The organism is Dongia sp. (assembly GCF_041905885.1).
Taxonomy (GTDB): domain Bacteria; phylum Pseudomonadota; class Alphaproteobacteria; order Dongiales; family Dongiaceae; genus Dongia.
In genome coordinates this window covers 1-20,286 of the sequence record NZ_JAYRKD010000037.1, presented here as the reverse complement: position 1 = coordinate 20,286, position 20,286 = coordinate 1, and the positions used below count along the sequence as shown (strand labels likewise).

Annotated in this window: 15 protein-coding genes; 3 read left to right on the top strand and 12 right to left on the bottom strand. The window is 62.1% G+C overall.

The window, feature by feature from the left end:
• Positions 1 to 42: 42 nt before the first annotated feature.
• Positions 43 to 1,407, top strand: a complete 1,365-nt coding sequence (locus ACH2CY_RS25550; RefSeq protein ID WP_395022681.1) for an aminotransferase class I/II-fold pyridoxal phosphate-dependent enzyme — start codon at positions 43 to 45, stop codon at positions 1,405 to 1,407.
• Position 1,408: 1 nt separating this feature from the next.
• Here the strand turns inward: ACH2CY_RS25550 and ACH2CY_RS25545 are convergent, their stop codons facing one another.
• The 7 genes from ACH2CY_RS25545 to ACH2CY_RS25515 all read right to left on the bottom strand — a co-directional run bounded on the left by ACH2CY_RS25545 (position 1,409) and on the right by ACH2CY_RS25515 (position 9,967).
• Positions 1,409 to 2,656 carry a capsule biosynthesis protein gene (locus tag ACH2CY_RS25545; protein WP_395022680.1) on the bottom strand — a complete coding sequence of 416 codons (1,248 nt, stop codon included), beginning with the start codon at positions 2,654 to 2,656 and terminating at the stop codon, positions 1,409 to 1,411.
• Between the two features lie 15 nt (positions 2,657 to 2,671).
• Entirely contained in the window at positions 2,672 to 4,291 is a 1,620-nt protein-coding gene (locus ACH2CY_RS25540; RefSeq protein WP_395022679.1) for an LTA synthase family protein, read from the bottom strand.
• Between the two features lie 137 nt (positions 4,292 to 4,428).
• Positions 4,429 to 5,025 (bottom strand): GNAT family N-acetyltransferase, encoded by a 597-nt coding sequence (locus tag ACH2CY_RS25535; protein WP_395022678.1) that lies wholly within the window; start codon positions 5,023 to 5,025, stop codon positions 4,429 to 4,431.
• A 69-nt stretch (positions 5,026 to 5,094) separates the two neighbouring features.
• Positions 5,095 to 6,570: a hypothetical protein gene (locus tag ACH2CY_RS25530; protein WP_395022677.1), complete on the bottom strand. Its 1,476-nt coding sequence runs from the start codon at positions 6,568 to 6,570 to the stop codon at positions 5,095 to 5,097.
• Between the two features lie 19 nt (positions 6,571 to 6,589).
• Positions 6,590 to 7,672 carry a non-hydrolyzing UDP-N-acetylglucosamine 2-epimerase gene (gene wecB / locus ACH2CY_RS25525; protein WP_395022675.1) on the bottom strand — a complete coding sequence of 361 codons (1,083 nt, stop codon included), beginning with the start codon at positions 7,670 to 7,672 and terminating at the stop codon, positions 6,590 to 6,592.
• Between the two features lie 4 nt (positions 7,673 to 7,676).
• A complete protein-coding gene (gene wecB, locus ACH2CY_RS25520) occupies positions 7,677 to 8,825 on the bottom strand; it encodes a non-hydrolyzing UDP-N-acetylglucosamine 2-epimerase (protein ID WP_395022674.1) in 1,149 nt (382 codons plus the stop codon).
• A 53-nt stretch (positions 8,826 to 8,878) separates the two neighbouring features.
• Positions 8,879 to 9,967, bottom strand: coding sequence for an SDR family NAD(P)-dependent oxidoreductase (locus ACH2CY_RS25515; RefSeq protein ID WP_395022673.1), 1,089 nt, complete (start codon positions 9,965 to 9,967; stop codon positions 8,879 to 8,881).
• 171 nt (positions 9,968 to 10,138) lie between these two features.
• On the opposite strand from ACH2CY_RS25515, the gene ACH2CY_RS25510 reads away from it, so the two are divergent.
• Positions 10,139 to 11,287 carry an NAD-dependent epimerase/dehydratase family protein gene (locus ACH2CY_RS25510; RefSeq protein WP_395022671.1) on the top strand — a complete coding sequence of 383 codons (1,149 nt, stop codon included), beginning with the start codon at positions 10,139 to 10,141 and terminating at the stop codon, positions 11,285 to 11,287.
• A 319-nt stretch (positions 11,288 to 11,606) separates the two neighbouring features.
• Here ACH2CY_RS25510 and ACH2CY_RS25505 read toward each other — a convergent pair whose 3' ends face one another.
• The gene (locus ACH2CY_RS25505; RefSeq protein ID WP_395022669.1) at positions 11,607 to 12,152 is read right to left on the bottom strand and encodes a hypothetical protein; all 546 of its coding nucleotides are present in this window, start codon (positions 12,150 to 12,152) and stop codon (positions 11,607 to 11,609) included.
• A 274-nt stretch (positions 12,153 to 12,426) separates the two neighbouring features.
• Between ACH2CY_RS25505 and ACH2CY_RS25500 the strand changes: the two genes are divergently transcribed.
• Entirely contained in the window at positions 12,427 to 13,431 is a 1,005-nt protein-coding gene (locus ACH2CY_RS25500) for a hypothetical protein (protein WP_395022668.1), read from the top strand.
• Positions 13,432 to 13,981: 550 nt separating this feature from the next.
• Here the strand turns inward: ACH2CY_RS25500 and ACH2CY_RS25495 are convergent.
• The 4 genes from ACH2CY_RS25495 to ACH2CY_RS25480 all read right to left on the bottom strand — a co-directional run.
• Positions 13,982 to 14,728: a class I SAM-dependent methyltransferase gene (locus ACH2CY_RS25495; protein ID WP_395022666.1), complete on the bottom strand. Its 747-nt coding sequence runs from the start codon at positions 14,726 to 14,728 to the stop codon at positions 13,982 to 13,984.
• 13 nt (positions 14,729 to 14,741) lie between these two features.
• Positions 14,742 to 15,698, bottom strand: a complete 957-nt coding sequence (locus ACH2CY_RS25490) for a lysylphosphatidylglycerol synthase transmembrane domain-containing protein (RefSeq protein ID WP_395022665.1) — start codon at positions 15,696 to 15,698, stop codon at positions 14,742 to 14,744.
• 389 nt (positions 15,699 to 16,087) lie between these two features.
• Entirely contained in the window at positions 16,088 to 17,074 is a 987-nt protein-coding gene (locus ACH2CY_RS25485; protein ID WP_395022664.1) for a GNAT family N-acetyltransferase, read from the bottom strand.
• Positions 17,075 to 17,467: 393 nt separating this feature from the next.
• Positions 17,468 to 20,286 (bottom strand): beta strand repeat-containing protein (locus tag ACH2CY_RS25480; protein ID WP_395022663.1); only part of this gene is annotated, 2,819 nt, incomplete at its 5' end.

Here is a 20,286-nt window from a genome sequence, read left to right as displayed (position 1 = left end):
CGCTGCGGATAATCCAGGTGCATCAACGCACTTGTGGGGATCATGCCCGAATCGCCGCGCAACTTCGGATTGCTGTCCACGCAAGAGAAGCAGGAGCTGCTGAAGCAGGCCTTCAAGCGGCGCGGCGGCGAATCTCTCGCGGCGCAGAACCTGGCATCGCCGAACGGGGCGGCGCAGGCCGATCGAGAGCCGGATGATTCGACCTGGCAGGTGGAGAAATTTCCGGCCTATCAGCAGTTGCTGGTGCATCGCGCGGCCGCCAGCCATATGGGCGTGGACAATCCCTTCTTCACCTTGCATGAAGGCAGGGTCGGCGCCACGACCACCGTCGATGGACGGGAGATCCTCAACTTCTCCAACTACAACTACCTCGGCCTGAACGACGATCCGCGCGTGATCGCCGCGGCGAAATCGGCGCTGGACCGCTACGGCGTTTCGGCTGCCGCGAGCCGCGTGGTCTCCGGCGAACGGCCGATCCATCGGGAGCTGGAACAGGCCCTCGCGGCATTGCATGGCGCGGAAGACGCCGTGGCCTTCGTCTCCGGTGTCTCGACCAACGTGACGACGATCGGCAGCCTGATGGGCTCGCGGGATCTGATCCTTCACGACCGCCTGATTCACAACTCCGCCGTTCAAGGGGCGCTGCTTTCGGGCGCAACCCGCATCCCCTATCCGCACAACGACATGGCGGCCCTGCGCCAGATCCTGGACGCGCGCCGCACCCACCACGAAAAGGTCCTCATCGTCGCCGAGGGCGTCTACAGCATGGACGGCGACATTTGCCCGCTGGACCAGCTCGTGGAGATCAAGCGCCGTTACCGCGCCTTGCTGCTGGTCGATGAAGCGCATTCGATCGGCGTGCTCGGAGCGCGCGGCCGCGGCATCGGCGAGCATTTCGGCATCGCCGGCGCGGATGTCGACCTCTGGATGGGGACACTCTCAAAGACACTGTCGGGATGCGGCGGCTACATTGCCGGCGGCAAGGCCATGGTCGAGCTGCTGAAGTTCACCGCGCCAGGTTTCGTCTACAGCGTGGGTATGGCCCCTGCCCTGGCGGCGGCGTCGCGCGCGGCACTGGACTGCATGCTGGCCGAGCCGGGGCGCATCGAAGCCCTGCGCGCTAACGGAAAGCTGTTCCTCGAGCTCGCGACCCAACATGGGCTGGACGTCGGGCTGTCGCAAGGCTTGAACATCGTTCCGGTCATCACCGGGAAATCGGTCACCGCGGCACGGCTGGCCAACGCCTTGTTCAAGCGCGGCATCAACGCCAATCCGATCATCTATCCCGCGGTCGAAGAGCGTGCGGCGCGGTTGCGATTCTTCATTTCCAGCATGCACAGTGCCGATCAGATCCGCGAGGCCGTCTCGGTAACGGCAGAGGAGTCGCGCCGCCTCTCGGCGGCTTAGTCTATGCGACTGCGGAGGCGCGCGGCGCCGCTTCCGAGAGCAGATCGGTTTCCGCGGTCAATCGTACGACGCTGTTCTCGATCGCAAGGGGCATCCCGGCTTCGGTGTAGAAGTTTCCGTTCACCAGGCAGGTCTCCAACAGAACGCGTTGGAATGCCGAAAGCAGGCCGGGATCGGGTCGCCGCGGGTCGTTCCAGAAGGCATCCAGGCCGGCATCCGAAGTCAGGCCTGGAATCCTGAAGACGGCCTTCCCCAAAGCGATGACCGGCCGCCCGCGCTGCAAGGCCGTCAGTCCGGTCGTGCTGTTGACCGTGACGACGCCGGCGCAGCGGTCCAACAAGAGGTTCAGGTCCCCGCCGTCGATGAACCGAACCCGCTCTGAGACCCCGAGCGTACGCGCACGACGCTCGACCAGGCGGCGATAGTTGATCCATGCATTGTCCAGCGGGTGATTCTTCACGATCAACCAGGCCGAGCCGGGTGCCGAACGCGCGAAGTTCTCGATCACCGCGTCGATTGCGGCCGAAAGGCGGCCGTACGACGAGTGTTGCCGGATCTGAGAATCCGTGTCGAGCTGGAGCGGAAACAGGAAGAACCGCCGGTTGCGTTCGACCAGGTCCGCGATCAACGCCTTGGCCCTGGCGCGCCGGAAATGCAGGACGGAGAGCCGCGTCATCCAGGTGGCGTATTCCGCCCAGATCGGATAGGGCCGATGCGTCCGATAGCGCGGATAGCGAAGCCAGTGCCGGTAGTTGGCAGCCTGCCAGCGGAAATCATAGAAGATGCGCTCTCGCAGACCTGAGCCGACCGGCGCCGCGACCGATGCGGGGGGCAGTGCGCGCGCCGTCTCGCGGTACCAGTCGGGATCGGCGGGCAGGCGTGAATTGCCGTTGACGCCATCCCGCTCGAGCGTGATCCAGTCCGGCCGAAGATAGCCCTCCTCGAAGACATGCACGCGCAAACCCAGCCGCTTTGCCGCTGCGATCGCAATCGCATTGCAGGGGCGGATGTCGTTGTAGACGACCAGATCGCTCGCACCGTGGCGTCGGGCGGCATCGGAGACAGCGGCGTCGAGGTCCGGCACCGGGCCGCGGAAATCCTCGGCATGCCAATCGCCCCAGAACAGGCGGTCGCCGCCGCAGATGTTGATGCGGCCAACATCGTGACCGGCCCGGTCCAGCGCCTGGCCAAGCCGCAGATAGAACGGCGTGGCATGGCCCTGGAGGAAAAGAAAGGAGCGTGGCGACATTGAGCGCCGAAGCCGCTACTCGGCGCTCACGGCCGCTCTTTGCGGCGATTCGAGGGCCTGCGGACTGAACGCAGCATGGAGCATCAGCTGCCCCAGGACATCGGCCGAGGTGTCGAGGAGACGCGGCGTCGCCCCACCTTTGCGCCAGACCAGATAATCGGTGCGCGGGTCTTCGAAGTGCGCGGTGCGGAAAGCGTTCGGCAGCGACGGCAGATGATCGCCGTAGAGGCAGAACACGCCGTCCGAGCGCCGCGACGCCAGCTTGGTCGTCACTCGCGCCACAAGCTGGTCGGTGTTCCGAAGGTGGCGCAGATAGAGCCCGAGCGAGGGGCAGCCCAGGGGTTCTTTCTCGATGTCGGGATCCGGCGCTTGGTTATCCAGACGGCCGGGTTCCCAGCGACCGTGATTCTCCATCGTGATGGCGAAAATGAAGGTCGGCCGATCGGAAGCCTCGCCCAGAACGCGGCAGATCCGCTCCGCGACCGCCATATCGGAAATATAGGGGCCGAAGCTCGGCGCGTCGCCGAAGCTCTCGATGTCGAGGAAGGTGTCGAAGCCGAGATTCGGCATGACCTCATGGCGGTCGAAGAAGCTGGCATGGAACGGATGAATGCAAACCGTTCGGTAGCCCTGGCTGCGCAACAGGTGCGCAATCGTCCAGACCGGCTGCTTACACAGCTGCAGATAGGGATTGAACCGGTTATAGCCGAGCGCCGCATTGGGCAGACCGGACAGGAATGCGAACTCGGTCCGCATCGTATAGGCACCGCGGGCCGGGACCGAAAGGCGGCCGCTATAGCAAGCCTCCCTGGCGCGCCGATCATAATGCGACAGCAGATCGCGCGGTACTACCCGATGCAGCTTGCGCGCATCGAAGAACGACTCGGACTGGACGGCGACGATGTCGGGCCCGCGTTGGGCGAGAAACCGCTTGGCGGCGGCCGGGGCAGGGTTCGCAATCCGCGTTTTGCCGGCCGCCTTCCCCTGCGCCATGCGGGGCAGCCCCGGCTGTGGTCGATCGGACTCGCCGGCGAGGAAGAAATAGAAGATCAGGCAAACGACGAGGCTGAGCTTGTCGACGTCCTCCGTCACATTTGCCGTCGGCCCGAACGTGCGCAGCAGAGTAACGAAAGTTCCCCGCAACGGACCGCGGACGATCGCATAGATCATCCCGAGCACCGTGGCCAGGTAGACGATGGTCGGGATGAAGTCATCTATATGCTCTCGCTCCGCCAGCGGCGGCTCGAGGACCACGGCGCTGGCGATGGCGAGCGTTGCGGCAAGGCAGACGGCCACGATCTTCCAGAGGCCGATATAGCGGACATAGAGCGCGGGATGGTTGATCGCCTCCCGCAGCAACCGGAAATCCGAGAAGACCAGCGGCTCTCCGAGAATCGCGAATTTGGCGTTGTTGGCAACGATAATGCCGGCGAACACGATCAGGGTCGCCACGGCGGAGAAGCAAGGGCGATAACTGATCATCGTGAGGGTGGTGAAGAACACCACCGCGGGCATCGCGGAAAGCAGGCTCATCCGGCGAAATATCGAGCGGCGGCGCAAACGCGGAAGCGCCAGATTCTCCATCGAGAGGATGAGCAGGATGGTTAATGCCAGCGCGGCCGCAATGGTAATCATGAGCAAACAGTCCTAGGCCTCACCGAGCTGTCTACACTCGGCCCTTGTCAGCAGTCTACCCGGCTCGCCCTTTGGTTACTATGGCGGAATGGGAAATTTCCCAATCCGATCGGATATTTCCCACCAAATCTTCCGATTCAAGCGAGCGGCAGAGGCGCCGTCATCAGCACCATTTCGCTGTCCGGTCGGCTATTGCCGCCAAGACGCACGGGAATGCGCTGGGTTTCGTCGAAACCGAGCTTTCGATAGAGCTCTAACGCCACCTGGTTGTCGGCCCAGACATGAAGGCTGAGGCGGGACTGCCCGGCGCTGAGCGCAAGATCCCCGCAGCACCCCAGGAGGAGCTTTGCCAGGCCCTTGCCGCGGAAGGCATCCGCCACCGCAAGGCTGTTCAGATACCAGGAGTCGGGGAGCGGCGTCTGGAACAGCGCCTCGAACTGTTCGATTCGCGCGCGCGGCAGCAGGCTTTGCAGGACCGGATGAAGCCCGAACTCGGAAGCCGGATAGGACAACGCCATTCCAACCACGGCGCCATTGCCCTCCGCAACGATTGCGTTGCCGAAATTGAGCGGCGAGCCCTCGCCTTTGACGGCCATGCGTAACAGCTGCTTGGCCCGAACGCCGGGCACCACACCGTCCAGCAAGGATTCGAAAAGACCATCGCCGGCCTGCAGAACCATATCGACGATAAGCTCGGCGTCCGCGGCCTCACCGATGCGAAAGCTGATATCCATGGTCGCTTTCAGTTGCCCCTGACCGGCCGATCATTGAGCTTGCCAGGGCAGAAAGCAAGCGCAGAGCCGCTATGACCGCCGGAACCAGCGGCTCGGACGGACAATGCGGTGGAATCCGAAGGGATTGGCGATCATTTCCGCAACCAAGGCGGTCCAGGCTCGGCGGGCTTCGCCTTCCGTAAACCTGGCTTCCTCCAGATTTGGCGTGTGGCCGGGTTCGCGGAGCCGGATCGCGATCTTCTCCGGACCTTCCGGACGATCGGAGACCAGGTGCAGCACCAACGAACGGACCAGGAAGTCCTCCAGCGCCCGATACTCCGCGAGGCTCAGGCGCGACGCGAGCCGGCCAGCGGCGATGTCGTCGATCAGCGCATCGTCGAGCGTTCGGTCGTGGGTGAAGCCGTGGCCGCCGAAGAATGCGTCGCCGAGCTGGATCGGCTTCAGGCCCGCCTGCGCCGCCTCAATCAAGCCCTGCGAACTCAACCCGATCGCATGATCGACATAGGGGAAGAGCCCGGAGAGCGGTTCTGCTTCCAGGACGCGAAAACGCTCGCGCTGCCTATCGGGAAGGGCTTCCCGCCAGACCGTCATCTGCTTCAGGGTGACGGGTGACCGGAGATTGGGCCGCCGGCGCTCCCAGGGATGGGCCTTGAAGATGACGTTCCGATCCGTCTTCTCGAGGAGCGCGCCGATCAGGCGGCGATAGACCGCGATCGTCGACATCTCCGGCAACGGAGTCTCGATGACCGAGAAATCATTCAACACCTGGCCGAGAACCAGAATCGCCCCGCGATCCGCCGCCCTGAAAGGCGGCGCCACGACTGCGCTTGGGCTTGCGCGGACGTTCTTGTTGCGCTTCGCCCGAAAGCGGGTCTGGGCCTCGGCGCGCCAGCGATCGAGCTGGTCCCGCTCATCGGGCAAGACGAGGCGCCGGTAGTAATCCGGAACCGAAAGCTGCGAACGGTTGCTGATCGCCGTCGCACGCTCTTCGAAATAGAAATCGTTGCCGGTGAAGAAGCTCTCGAGCGTGAAGATGCGCAAGCCGCGCCGCTGGGCGACCTCCTGCAGGGCTCGTGTATAGATATAGCTGCCGGAGAAGACCAGGACATGGGTGAAGGCCGGGGTCCGATCCAGCTTGCTGCGCCAGAAATCGATCCAATCGATCGCCGCGGCGAAGCACAGCAGAAGTTCGCTGCGGTCGGTCTCGTTGCCGAGGGCCCGTTCGGCCAGCGCAAGATCATCGCGCGGCCCAGCGCCGGCAATCCATCGGGGCAAGGCGCGACACAGGAACTCCGATCGGACAACCGCCATCAGCGAGATGTCGTTGTGTTGCGAAGCGACCAGCTCGGACGGAGAAAGAGGATTGAGCCGTTCCACGTGGTGGCGCAATCGGCGTGCGAAACGCCCATAGTCGCCATGGCTTTTCCACCACGCGCGGCGCGTGCGCTCGACGTCGAAGGGGACTTGCGCCGCGGCCAGGTGATCATAGAGCGGAGCGAAGTTGCGGCGATGGAAATGCCAGGTATCGGGGATCAGGATGCGCATGGCACGATCGACGCGCGATCTAGAATGATCGGTCGAGGATATCGACGATGCGTTCCCCGGTGTGGCCATCCCAATTCTCAGGAACCCTGCCCGCTTTCCACCGGCCGGCCAGGACCTGCTCCACCGCGCCGCGGATGGTGGTCGGATCGGTGCCGACCAGCAGGTTAGTTCCGAGCTCGACCGTGATCGGCCGCTCGGTATTGTCGCGCAGCGTAAGACACGGGATGCCGAGCGCAGTCGTCTCCTCTTGGAGACCGCCGGAATCCGTGAGGACGCATTTCGCCGATCGCATCAAGCCGAGCATGCCGCGATAGCCGACGGGCTCGTGCAGTTCGATTTCCGTCTGCTTCAGCCGTTCCGTCAGTCCGTGGGAGTCGAGCATCTTCCGGGTGCGCGGGTGGCAGGGGAAGACGATCGGAATGCGACGGGAAACCTCGCCCAGCACCGCCATCACCCGCGATAAGACCTCCGGCGCATCGACGGTTGCGGGTCGGTGCAGCGTCAGCAGGGCGTAGTCGTCGAGCCGGCCGCGGCGCGTTTCCGATGCCGCGATCGCCGTCTTCAGGCCCTCGCGCAAGGAGTCGATCATCACATTGCCGACGTGATGGATCTTCGCCGAATCAACCCCTTCCTTGAGCAGGTTCGCGCCGGCTTGGGGCTCGGTCGTGAACAGGAGCTCCGCGAGCCGGTCGGTCAGGATCCGGTTCAACTCCTCGGGCATGCTTGGGTCGAAGCTGCGCAACCCCGCCTCGACATGCGCGACGGGAACGCCGGACTTGACCGAAGCGAGAGCCGCGGCGAGCGTCGAGTTCACGTCGCCGACCACCACGGTCGCCGCCGGCCGCTCGCCCAACAGCACCGGCTCGAGCCGCATCATGATTTCCCCGATCTGCCGGGTCGCCGATTGGGCGCCGACGCCGAGATGATGATCGGGCGCCGGCAGATCGAGGTCGCGAAAGAAGCTGTCGCTCATCGCCGCGTCATAATGCTGGCCGGTATGCACGAGGCTGACGCTGGTTCCCGTGCGCCGCATCGCACGGATCACCGGCGCGGCCTTCATGAAATTCGGCCGCGCACCGACTACGACGAGAAATCGGGCCATGCGCTCACGCAGCGGACCGGAACCGGTCGAGCTCGCGGACCACCACATCGGCGATCTGTCGCGCGGTCGTGCCGTCGCCGAAAGGATTGGCCCACGCCGGCGCCGTTTCCAACGCCGCAGCCGCTGCGACGCGGATCACTTCCGGATTGCATCCGGCCAGCCGATTGGCGCCGATCTCGAGGGTCTCCGTCCATTCGGTGTTGTCGCGCAAGGTGACACAGGGGACCTGGTGGATGCAGGCCTCCTGCTGCACGCCGCCGGAATCCGTGAAGACCATGCGAGCATTGGCCAGCAGATTGAGGAAATCCAGGTAGCCGACGGCAGGCTCCACGCGGAGCCCCGGGAGCTGCCGCAACCAGGCTTCGAGCCCGAACTCCTTCAAGCGAACCAAGGTTCGCGGATGCGCCAGCATCAGCGCCGGCAGTCCGCTGCTCTGCGCTGCCTGGGAAACGCCCTGCAACGCGCCCTTCAGCCGTTCCGGCACATCGACATTCTCTTCGCGGTGCATTGTCACGATGGCGTAATGCTTCGCCGTCAGGCCGAACCGGTCGAGGGCACTGGATTTCCGCCTGGCAAGAGTGAAGTGATTGATCGAAGCATCGACGATCGGATTGCCGACGACATGAATCTGCCCGCGAACGCTCTCCCGCCGAAGGTTCTCGACCCCGCCCTTCCCGGTGACGAAGAGATGGTCGGAGACATGATCGATCATCACCCGGTTATGCTCTTCGGGCATCTGCCAGTCGAAGCTCCGCTCGCCGGCCTCGATATGGCCGACCGCGATCCGCAGCTTGCGCGCCGCCAGCGCGCCGGAGAGGTTGGTGTTTGCGTCGCCGCCGACCAGAAAAAGGCAAGGCCGGCGCTCAAGCAATACCGCTTCGATCCCTTCAAGCATCGCAGCGGTCTGCGCGCCATGGGACTTACGCTCCGCCACGCCTTGCAGGCGGTATTCCGGCGCCGGCAGATCGAGATCCTCAAACATCTGCAGGTCCATGTTGGGCGAATAGTGCTGTCCGGTATGGATCACGAAGTGCGGGCACTGACGGCGGCGCAGTTCATGAATGACCGGCGCCAACATGATGATTCCCGGCCGGGTTCCGAGGGTGATTCCGACCAGCGGGACCTGGCGTTCAGCGGAAATGAATTTCGACATTCTTTACAACGACCGACGCCAATCCGGTTGGCGACATTCCGGCTGGCGGCAGATCACGCCACTCCACGTTCGCTCTTGACCGCGACGAGAGCGGAGACCTCGGGCGGCAGCACATCCGGCTCGAGCAGGAGCTTGCGAATCGCCGGCCGGGTCATCACCGGCTCGTTTGCGGAATTGTAGGTCCTGGTTGCTCCCTTCGTCCCATTCGGCGGATAGGCATACTCGATTCGATCATAGATGTTGCGGAATGCCGGAATCACGGCAAACAGCTCGTCCAGCTCCACGGTGCGGCGCAACTCCTCGTCGCTGGTCAGCTCCTCGAACATCTTCTCACCGGGCCGCGGCCCGATCTCCCGGATCTCGATCTTCGCCGGATTGCGGCCGTAGAGCGGCGCCACCAGCTCAACGAGTTCTTCGGCGACGTCGCTGATGCGTACAACCGGCATCTTGGTAACGAACACCTCGCCGCCGCAGGCAAGCTCGATCGACTTGAGCACCAGGCGCACAGATTCGTCCAAGGTCATGACGAAGCGCGTCATGCTGCGATCAGTCAGCGTCACCGGCCCGCCGCGCGCAATCTGACCGCAGAACAACGGCACGAACGAACCGGCGGATCCGAGCACATTGCCGAACCGGGTCGAAGTCAGCACCGTGCTCGATGTCAAATGCAGCGTCGCATTCGCGGCCGTGATCAGCCGCTCGCCCATCAGCTTGGTGGTCCCCATTACGTTCGTCGGATTGACCGCCTTGTCCGAGCTGGTCAGCAGCACGCGCTGCAACCCGTTGGCCAGGGCCGACTGTATCAGGTTCTGCACGCCCATGATGTTGGTCTGGACCGTCTCGAACGGCGCGCGCTCCGACGAAGGGACGTGTTTCAGGGCCGCGGTGTGGAAGCAGTAGTCCATGCCCTTCAGCAGGCTGTTGATCTCGGCCGGGCTGCGGATGTCGCACATGAACGGATGAAACCGGCGCTCTTCCTTCAGCTCCTCGCTGAGGCGGAACAGGCCGTTCTCATGGTTGTCCAAGGCACGCAATTCGGCGATCGGATGCTGCAGCAAGCGCCGGATCAGCCGACTTCCCACCGTGCCGGCGGCCCCGGTTACGACTACACGCTTTCCGGAGTAGAAGTCTCCTTCTGCCACGCCACCCCCATTTACCCTCTTTGCGCGAGACTGCGCTCTTGGGGCATTGTTAGGCCGGTTACCCTTTGGGTAGCAAGGAAAAAAAGACGGAATCGGACTGTTTGCACGCGTCGCATCACCTGCTAAGACGCGTCCGTTGAGGTCTCCGACCGGATTGAGGGAAATTAGTCAATGCGCGTTTTAATTTGCGGGGGCGACGGCTACCTTGGCTGGCCGACGGCGATGGACTTCGCGGCGACGGGCCATGAAGTCATGGTGATCGACAACTATTTGCGGCGCACGATCGCGCGCAGCACGCGTTCGGAGGCTCTGCTTGAAGCGCCGAACCTCGACGACCGCGCCGAACTCTTCCAATCTATCGCCGGCCATCGGATCGAAGTCCGAATCGGCGACTGTGCCGACCCGACCTTCCTCAACGCGGTCTTTTCGTCGTTCTTGCCGGATACCGTGATCCACTATGCCGAGCAGCCTTCGGCCCCCTACTCCATGCGCGGCTTCCACGAAGCGCGGCTCACCTTCGACAACAACCTGCGAGTCACCTTCGCGCTGATCTGGGCCATCCTGCAGTTCAAGCCCGACTGTCACATGGTGAAGCTCGGGACGATGGGTGAATACGGAACGCCGAACATCGACATCGAAGAGGGCTGGATCGACATCGAGCACAAGGGCCGCAAGGAGAAGTTCCTCTTTCCGCGACAGGCCGGGAGTCTCTATCACACGACCAAGGTCCTCGACACTGATCTGCTCTGGTTCTATGTGCGGACCTACGGGTTGCGCGTGACCGATCTGATGCAGGGACCGGTCTACGGCCTTTCCACCGACCAGGCCGATCTCGATGACCGGCTGCTGCCCAACTTCCACTACGACGATATTTTCGGAACCGTGGTGAACCGCTTCCTGGTGCAGGCGGTCGCGGGGATCCCGCTAACCGTCTATGGAAAGGGCGGGCAGACGCGCGGCTACCTCAATCTGCGCGATACGCTGCAATGCGTTTATCTTGCAGCGACCAAGCCCGCCAAGGAGCGCGAACTCCGGATCTTCAACCAGTTCACCGAGCAGTTCACGGTCAATCAGCTGGCGGAACGCGTCTCGCGCGCCGGCAATTCGCTCGGCCTCGACGTCGCCGTGCAATCGATCGCCAACCCGCGCAAGGAACTGGAGGATCACTACTACAACGCCCAACATTCAGGCCTGGTCGAGCTGGGCCTGAAGCCGCACCCGATGACGGATGAAGTTCTGATCGGTATGCTCGAGCGCGTCATTGCCAACAAGTCTAGGATCGACACTAAAAAGATCATGCAGCGCGTCCGCTGGGCCTAGGTTCCGGGCGTCTGCCAAAAGAGGTCCCTTTTGCACGCCGATCCGGGGTCCCGATCGCGTGCTGTTTGACGCCCCGAACTGGCTGCTCGCGACGATTGGGTTCCAGGGGGGACCTATTTCGCTGCGGCAGGAGTCTGGTGGCTCGTTCTGCCGCACCGCGGGCAGCGACTATCCTTTCTTCAGCCTGGTTCCACTGGGACTGGTCAAGCTCTTCACCGACCGATCCAGTCAGCGGCTGATTCCCAATATTTTCGTTACCGCTTTGCGGAGTAACGGGGGGCCAGACCGTTTCGGGTAAATCAGCCGGTGACTGGTTACTTTACTCGCCAGACAACAGGCCTTCGGCAATGTCGGTGACGACCAAGGGCGGGTGCCCAGACGCGGGCAGAAGGAGCCGAACCAAGCGGAGGGTACTCGCGTGGCGGTCGAAACGACGTTCGACAAGAACGCCGACCGTCCCTTTGAAGAGGCGCTTCCAGACACCAGCCTCCACTTTTCCAATGTTGACACTTCGATGAGCCGTCACATCACGCCGGGCAGCTTCGGCAAGACTCCCGTCGGAGCGCCCGCTGGAATTCATCGAGCCGACGACAAGCGTCCGGCCCATCACAACGACCTTGGCGTGGAGCCCGGAGCAAGAGCGAAGCTCTGCTCCGCGCTCGAAAGCCCTGCGCAGGACCTTAGCCCTTGTCAAGCCCTGGCGGATTGCGTGGTCGCTGGCATCGACCACCAGGCGGTCGCCGGCGCCGAAGGAAATCCGGTTGGACGAGCTAACCCAGGCGATCGCGCCGGTTTTCTTTCCGCCCTTGGTGCCCACCTCCTCGATCGCATCCCAGACAGCCTGGACGCCGACAAACTTCAGCATGTTTCCCCCCGATGCGGCGCCAAGCGCATCCTTTCCTCGAGTAGCAATTGTAGGGGATGTCACTCGGAAAGCGGAAGGTCGCACCGGCGCGGAAACGCCTGACGTCACCGGGCTTCTTGATGGAGATCTGGTGTCGATGGAGGAGCAGGGTGCAAGTGGTTAACGGCGGTTCAAAGGCGCGTGACCTGGGGCCCGATCCCCGTGGGGTAATGTTGACGGAACTCTTCGAAGAGGTACACCCTATGGGCAGGGATTAGATCTGGGGGCGATCGCCTTGATTTTCAGTCGCGTATCGGCGTGCGTGGTGCTTCTCGCGGCGGCGCTTCTGTTTGCCTCCGGCGCTCGCGCGCAGAACGCCGCGGACGAATTCACCGCCGCCTATAAGCGCGGCGATTACGCGTCAGCATTCCTGATCGCCAAGCGCCTTGCCGATCAGGGCAACAACTTCGCGCGATACAATCTCGGCGTCATGTACATGAATGGCCAAGGCACCGCGAAGGATTACGATGCCGCCATTCGTGCCTTCGAATCGGCGCGCGGCGAAGGCCTCTACTCGCAAGCGCAGAATGCCATTCTCGAGGTCGAGTATCTGAAGCAGAAAGAAGCGGCCGCCAAGGCGGCACCGGCGCCTCCGTCGGCGGGTCAGAGCGACGACTTCATCGCCGTCGAGAATCTGATGTCGAACATGGCGGATGACCAGGCCAAAAGCTCGCCACCCGCCGAGACGCCAAGCGGAAAGACTCTCAGCCGATGTCGGGGGAAGGCCGAGATGGACACTCCCGAAGATGCCTTCTCGCTGCTTTTCACCGAAGGCCCTGATCAGGGTAACTCCTATGCCGGCCCACCGCCAATCCCCGCCGGCGAATACACTGCCTTCCGCGGCCTTGCGCTGGGTCTCGAGGAAGCGAAGATTTCGACCTCCCTGCCGAATCAAGTCGTCGCGAAGGATTGCTTCCTCTTGAACAACGACAAGAGCTGCGGCTCCTATCAGGTCGGTTCCGACGGGCGGATTGTCGGTCTGCGCCTCTATACCTGCTTCTTCAACGCCGACGATGCCTCCTTCGATGACTTCGCTCAGTCAATCGTGAATTCCTACGGCATCGCGAGCGCGAGAGAGGAGCTCTTTAAATTCGGTTCGGTACCTTACGTCTGCTACAAGGGGACGACACAACATCGGGAGGTCGTCGAGATCTGCGAGTTCCCGCTCGATGCAACGCGCAGCAGGATCGGCCTCCGGGTACGTCCACCCGGTAACCCGCAGGCGCCGAGCTTCGAATGACCGGCCCGACCCCGTCTTAGCCTTCCAATTCCCGGAGTACGGGTCGCCGCCGACTTGTTGTCGGAGCGGATCTCCAGCGATCCGCGTAGGTTGCGACCGCTAGTGCTTACCTTCCGGGACTTCCAAGGTTACCAACCTGTAGGCACCTAGTCCAATGCTGGCCAACGGGAAAGCGTCCGCTAAGCGCGCCAGGAGTGGACAACTCTTCAGCTGCGGCAGGCTGCTGCCCTCGAAATGATGGATTTAGCCGTCATTTGAAACAAGAAATGTCGGCTAAAGCCATCATTTCGGCTAACGAAAGACGATCACAACCATCACCTCCGGCATTCCATGGTCGGTCGGCCCGCCACGGTTAAGACGCGGTCCGGAAAGGCCACCACCGAGCAGTGCTTCCAGTGAGACCCAGGAGGCCGGATTCTTCCAGCGCGCGACTAGGAGTTTGAAGGCCAGCGCTACCCTTGCATGGCGAGGCCAATAGGGCAGACGGTCGCAATGGTAGACACCACTACGACATCTCCGTTGTTTGACCTACGCTTCCTGGCGCTGTCGCTTATGCTGGTCGATCGCAACGAAACGCAAAACCTCCCAGCATGGATCTCAATGGTGTCCTAGCGGCAATACCCTCAGCCGCAGCTATTATGTTGCTGACAACTCCGTTCGGAAACTGAGCCGGCACCGATCCCCAAAAGCGCACTGCGGATAAGCGAAAACCCGCGTGCTCAGCAATCTGCTTGATCTCCTTATGGCTGTAGAGGCGAAGACCATCGTGAAAACGCTGGCCAGATCTGAGCCTTCGACGAAGCGCGTAGTAGGGGCACTGAGCATTCGAGACGCTGCCTACGACGCAGCCCCCTAGCTTCGTGATTCGAGACAGCTCCGCGAAGAATGCAGCAGACTCTGTGATGTGTTCCAGCAAGCCGACAAAGTAAGCAACATCGACGCTGTTGGTTGGGATGTCCTCCAAATGCATGACGTCACCCTTGACGATGACCACATTGGTTATCCCAGACGCTGAAAGGCGGCTCGCCAGGATATCGAGCATGCGTTGGCTGATATCGACTGCAATCAAACGATCGAACTTGCTCGACATTTCCTCTGTAAAGAATCCGGAGCCGACACCGAGTTCCAAGCCGAGCTTCCGCCCATGTCGGTCACCGAGCATGGCCATGAGTGCTCGATGGCAAGATTCAAAGTGCCGACGATTGATGCCCTCCTTTCCGAGCTTCTCCTCATATTCGGAAGCGATCGAATCGTAATGAGCTTCTACCTCGTTAGGCACCTTGTATGACTGTGACACGGATGTTTATCCCTCAGACTAGTTGGCATCGCTTGGGCCCCGACTCCGGCACCAGTCCTAAGACCATTGCGAACGCACCTGTCACAAAGGTCGTGAGGCCATAAAGGACAGAGCTGGCGATAACCTGGTTGGCATCAGCGCCAACTAACCCAAATCCAGCGGCGAGTGCACCTTCACGAACGCCCCATCCAGCAAGGGAAATCGGCGCGGCCGACACCAAAAATGCCGCAGGACCAATCAACAGGCAGTACACCAACCCAAGATCAACACCGATAGCGAGCCCACTCGCCCAGAGCAAAGCTGCCGAAATGATGTGGATCAATAGTCCGGAGACGAAAGCTGGAACAATGAGCGCGCGAGTGCTGAGTGCGCGAATTACGTCCCCAACCAAGGGGTCGATAGTGTTCGCGAGAACGCGAAAACGACGTAGCCATGGCCTTGCTAGAACGACCGCAAGAAAGCCAAAGAGTGCTGCAAAACATAGGCCGGACACTGCGTATAGCGCCAGACCGTGATCAATAAATACCGCGAATCCCGGTAGCCCGCAGGTCATCACAATCACGAGCGTCAGCAGGCCGAGTATCCGATCACAGATGACCGAGCGAGCGGCGACTGCGATCGAAACGGATCGAGCGAGAGCACCGGCGCGCAGCAGGTCCATACCGACAAAGGATGGCAGCACGTTCCCAACCACTTCGCTGATACCGAAAAGAAAGCTGAGTCTTCTAAAGCCTACTTCGCAATTGAAGATTTCTTTCAGGATTGCGCGCCATCGCCAGACGCAAAGCAATACGTGGCTTACCATTAATAAGCTAAGAATAACGCATCCAAGCCAAGATGACAGCTTTAGATTGGCCCATATTGAGTCAATCTCCGTAAAGCGAAGGATGCACCAGACCGCGAAAGCGGACACTCCTAGTCGGCCGACAAAAACCCCTACGGCCTTTAGGCGGCCCGCCGTGAAGATCATTGAATTCAACTTCCAGGCGCTCGCGTCGTTGCAATGGCCGAACGTAGATCCAATACTTTAGCCGATTGATACTTTAGGCGATACGCACGAGTGACTCTCACTATAGTTATACATAAATGCCTCTGACGAATGGAAAAAATGGCACTGAGGTGGCGGCACCTCCGGTGCTGTGCACATGGCATCGGATGCAACTGGATCGAGGCCGGAGCCCTGGCTGCAGCCCGATAGAAGCGGCATGGATTTCGAGTTCGACCGCACTGCTCGCCGCAAGCACTTGTACGCGCATCCCTCCTCGACCTGACTCCGCCGTGGTCGCCCAGGCCCGTCGGTCGCGAACTCGATTCTAAGTCGGGGGCACTGGTCAGCCCGAGATGGGATCGGATGTCAGGTCACGCGGCGCTCCAAGCCCATCGGTCGCGACTATAGCCGATCGCACCGATGCCTTCCTTGAAGAAGCAGACGCCGTGGTTTAGCGACCCGTCCGGCATGCTGCTCGGACCGAGATCGAGCATGGCGACATCAGCATCACCCAGCCTGTCGATCACCAGCGCGAAGAGCGCTAGGCTCGCATTTAGACGAGCGTCCTCGGTGGTCCGGCAGATGTAGAAGGCATTCTCCACCCGCTCGTTCATTTTCATCAGGAACAGCCCTGCAACTGGCAGTCCTTCGTGGCGAGCCAGCGCAATACTGAATCGCTCCGGCATGCGGGCTATGAGGTCATTCAATTCGTCGAGCGTATGAGTCGGCGCCACGCCATGGCGCTGATATGTGGCATTGAGCACGACGGTGAATTCATCCATTAGGTCGCGCCCACCTATGACGGTCTCAATTCCAGCCCGTTGCGCCGCGCGCGTCTTCGTCGCGTTCCGCGTGCGATAGAGTGTCTGATAGCGTGGAGCTTTAGAATTCAGCGGGAGCGCCGAGCACAGCATGCGTGACGCCAAAGCGAACCCTGAAGCCTGCAGCGCGAAGCCCAGAGTGTCCGACGCATCCGCGCGATAGATAGCCGGCGGCGGCGTCAGTTCAATCCCGGCCCAGCCTTCGGCCTTCGCATAACTCGTCAGTGCGCTCAGCAGCGCCAGCACGTCCTCGGCCCCCAAGTGCGGGGCCAGCACCGGTCCGCCGAACGAGGCACCGAGCGGCGAGCGGAATAACTTGCGACCATCCTTCGCGGCCACCCCGCCCGGGATTAGCGCTATTGGCTGTCCTTCATGGATGGCGATTAGGTGATGCCAGTGAAAACGCCCTTGCGGATGATAGGCGAGGAAGGAAGGCTCGTGGAACAGACAAGCCCAGGGCGAGCAGGCGAGGAGTTCGCGCCAGGACAAATCCTCTGCTTCGACTGCGCAAATCGAGAGCCCACCCTGCTGACTCATTATCGACCGAACTGCTGCCGCACAGTAGCCTCCCTCACTCGACAACCGCCTATCAGGCAGGCACGCAATTTGCAAGTATCTCGTCGGCTTTCCAACAACCTCACAGACGGCCGGAGCCGGCCTGAATAACTGCCAAACTAATATTCAATTGAGGGCTCGTTATTCCGACGACTCGTCCTCCATCCAGCGCCGACGCCGGCCTGTATCCAACAACTACCGACCGCCCTATTTCGGCACTTCGCCTATCGCTATCCATAGAGACAGTCTCAGCACTCCGCTTAATTGGCAGCGCGGCCGCTATCGGGCTGATCACATCCATTGCTGCCATTTCGGCTTAACGGTACTCTCTCCACCTTACAGGTGGAGGGGTCTTTCCATTTCTTACGCTGGCTGCTAAGTGTGCCAACTAGCTGCCAGAGTTGGAGCGAGGGCCTGGGCGACGGTTGGGTCGAGCTGCGTCTGGCCAAGCGGTGGCGGGCTGAAGCTCGCCATCGCGGAGACCAAGTTGGCGATGTCGCCGACGGCCGCATAAGTGCCGTTGGATAGCGCCACCCGGTCGAGCTTATGAGCTGCGCTGCTGTTCCAGCCGTCGATATAGACCTTGTCCGCAGTGCCGATAACGTCGATCTCCAGGTCGTCGAAGGTCCCATCGCCGTCCTGGTCGGCATTCCTGAACCAGAGCTGGTCCGTCGCAATGTTGGCACCGAACACCAGCTTGTCGGCGCTGCCGTCGGTGTCATAGACGTAGAGCCTGTCAGTTCCTCCGCCCCGATCGAAGCGATAGACGTCGACGCCGTCGCCGCCCTGGATGACGTCGTTTCCGGCGCCACCGTTCAGGGTGTCGTTGCCGGCGCCGCCGGTCAGCGTGTTCGCCGCGTCGTTGCCGGTCAGCACGTTGTCCAACGCATTGCCGGTTCCGTCGATCGCGTTCGACCCGGTCAGCGTGAGATTTTCCAGGTTGGCGCTCAGCGTCCAGGTGACCGAGCTTTTCACCAGGTCGGTGCCCTCGCTCGCGTTCTCCGTCACCACGTCGCCGGTGCTGTCCACCACATAGGTGTCGTCGCCGGCCCCACCGACCAGCGTGTCGTTCCCGGCGCCGCCGTCCAAAGTGTCGTTGCCGGCCGCTCCGGTCAGCGTGTTCGCCGCGCTGTTGCCGGTCAGCACGTTGTCGACCGAGTTGCCGGTCCCGCTGATCGCCGACGTCCCCGTCAGCGTCAGGTTTTCGAAGTTGACCCAAAGGGTCCAGTTTACCGACGACAGGATCGTGTCTGTCCCCTCATTGGCATACTCATTGACGAAGTCGCTTGCGTTATCGATGACGTAGGTATCATTGCCACCGAAGCCATACATCCGATCGACACCGGCACCGCCGTCGAGATAGTCGTCGCCGTTGTAGTAGGTTCCGTATGAGCCATAGAGGTCGTCGTTGTAGGCACCGCCGATGAGGCGCTCGATACTGATCAAGACATCGCCGGCAGCCTCGGCACCCGAGGATGCTCCATCCTCTTGATGTCGAAGAACCAGTGCCCCGGTCGCTTTGGAATAGTCCGCCGTGTCGATTCCCGCGCCGCCATTGATAATGTTCGCGCTGCCGTTCCCCGACAGCACGTCGTCGAACGACGTGCCCGTCAGGTTCTCGATGTTCGCATAGGTATCGCCCGCCGCGTCGCCGGTGTTGGAACCCGCAGATCCCAGGCTCGCCGTCACGCCGGCACCGGCCGTCGCATACGAGGCCGTGTCCGTGCCGTTGCCGCCGTCCAGCGCATCCGCACCGCCGCCGCCGATCAGGATGTCGTTTCCGTCGCCGCCCGCGAGCGTGTTGGCCGATACATTGCCGGTAATGCTATTGGCCAATGTGTTTCCCGTACCGGAAGCCGCAGTGCCCAAGAGTTCGAGATTCTCAACATTGGCCCCGAGCGTATAGCTGGCACTGCTTCGCACTAGGTCCGTGCCGGCGCTGGCGCCTTCCGTCACGACATCGCCGGCATTATCCACCAGGTAGGTATCGTTGCCGCCGCCGCCGATCAGCGTATCGTTGCCCGCACCGCCATCCAGCACGTTATCCGCGCTGTTGCCGGTGATGGTGTTGTCCGATGCGTTGCCGGTGCCGTTGATCGCGGCCGTTCCGGTCAAGGTCAGGTTCTCGATATTGGCGGAGAGCGCATAGTTCGCGGCACTCTGCACCAAATCCGTGCCCTCGCCGACATTCTCGACGATGATATCGTCGGTGCGGTCCACGAGATAGGTGTCGTTGCCCGTGCCGCCGGCCAGCGTGTCGGCGCCAAGCCCGCCGTCCAGCGTGTCGTTGCCGCCACCGCCGGACAAAGTGTTCGAGGCGCTGTTTCCGGTCAGCAGGTTATCGCCGGCATTGCCGGTGCCGCTGATCGACCCGGTCCCGGTCAAGGTCAGGTTCTCGACATTGGCCCCGAGCGTATAGTTGCTCGCCGAACTCTGGACCAGGTCGGCGACGTCGCCGGCGCCCTCGGTGATCACGTCCCCGGCGCTGTCCACCACATAGGTGTCATTGCCCGCGCCCCCGACCAGCGTATCGTTTCCGGCGCCGCCGTTCAGGGTGTCGTTTCCGGCACCGCCGGTCAGCGTGTTCGCCGCGTCGTTGCCGGTGAGCAGGTTGTCCAGCGCATTGCCGGTTCCGTCGATCGCCGCGGCGCCGGTCAGCGTCAGGTTCTCGACATTCGACGCGAGCGTATGGCTCACCGAAGCCCTTACCAGGTCGGTACCCTCGCTCGCATTCTCCGTCACCACGTCGCCGGCATTGTCCACCACATAGGTGTCGTTACCGGCACCGCCGACCAGCGTGTCGTTGCCGGCACCGCCATCCAGCGTGTCGTTGCCGGCCGCTCCGGTCAGCGTGTTCGCCGCGCTGTTGCCGGTGATCACGTTATCGACCGAGTTGCCCGTTCCGTTGATCGCCGACGTCCCCGTCAGCGTCAGGTTCTCCAGGTTGGCGATCAGCGTCCAGTTGACCGACGACTGCACCGTGTCGGTGCCGTAATTGGCATATTCGTTGATGAAGTCGTTCACATTGTCGACGACATAGGTGTCGTCGCCGTTGAAGCCCTCCATCCGGTCGTTGCTGGCACCGCCATCCAGGAAGTCGTTGCCGCTGCCGCCCTGGATCTGGTCGTTGTAGGCGCCGCCGATCATGCGCTCGACATTGACCAGCATGTCGCCGGCGGCTTCGCCCCAGGAAG

Excerpts from the sequence above, each read along its gene's own strand:
- ACH2CY_RS25545 (WP_395022680.1), bottom strand. The coding sequence starts at position 2,656 with ATGTCGCCACGCTCCTTTCTTTTCCTCCAGGGCCATGCCACGCCGTTC.
- ACH2CY_RS25490 (WP_395022665.1), bottom strand. The coding sequence starts at position 15,698 with ATGATCTTCACGGCGGGCCGCCTAAAGGCCGTAGGGGTTTTTGTCGGC.
- ACH2CY_RS25505 (WP_395022669.1), bottom strand. The coding sequence starts at position 12,152 with ATGCTGAAGTTTGTCGGCGTCCAGGCTGTCTGGGATGCGATCGAGGAG.
- ACH2CY_RS25510 (WP_395022671.1), top strand. The coding sequence starts at position 10,139 with ATGCGCGTTTTAATTTGCGGGGGCGACGGCTACCTTGGCTGGCCGACG.
- ACH2CY_RS25535 (WP_395022678.1), bottom strand. The coding sequence starts at position 5,025 with ATGGATATCAGCTTTCGCATCGGTGAGGCCGCGGACGCCGAGCTTATC.
- ACH2CY_RS25540 (WP_395022679.1), bottom strand. The coding sequence starts at position 4,291 with ATGATTACCATTGCGGCCGCGCTGGCATTAACCATCCTGCTCATCCTC.
- wecB (WP_395022675.1), bottom strand. The coding sequence starts at position 7,672 with ATGGCCCGATTTCTCGTCGTAGTCGGTGCGCGGCCGAATTTCATGAAG.
- wecB (WP_395022674.1), bottom strand. The coding sequence starts at position 8,825 with ATGTCGAAATTCATTTCCGCTGAACGCCAGGTCCCGCTGGTCGGAATC.
- ACH2CY_RS25550 (WP_395022681.1), top strand. The coding sequence starts at position 43 with ATGCCCGAATCGCCGCGCAACTTCGGATTGCTGTCCACGCAAGAGAAG.
- ACH2CY_RS25530 (WP_395022677.1), bottom strand. The coding sequence starts at position 6,570 with ATGCGCATCCTGATCCCCGATACCTGGCATTTCCATCGCCGCAACTTC.
- ACH2CY_RS25485 (WP_395022664.1), bottom strand. The coding sequence starts at position 17,074 with ATGAGTCAGCAGGGTGGGCTCTCGATTTGCGCAGTCGAAGCAGAGGAT.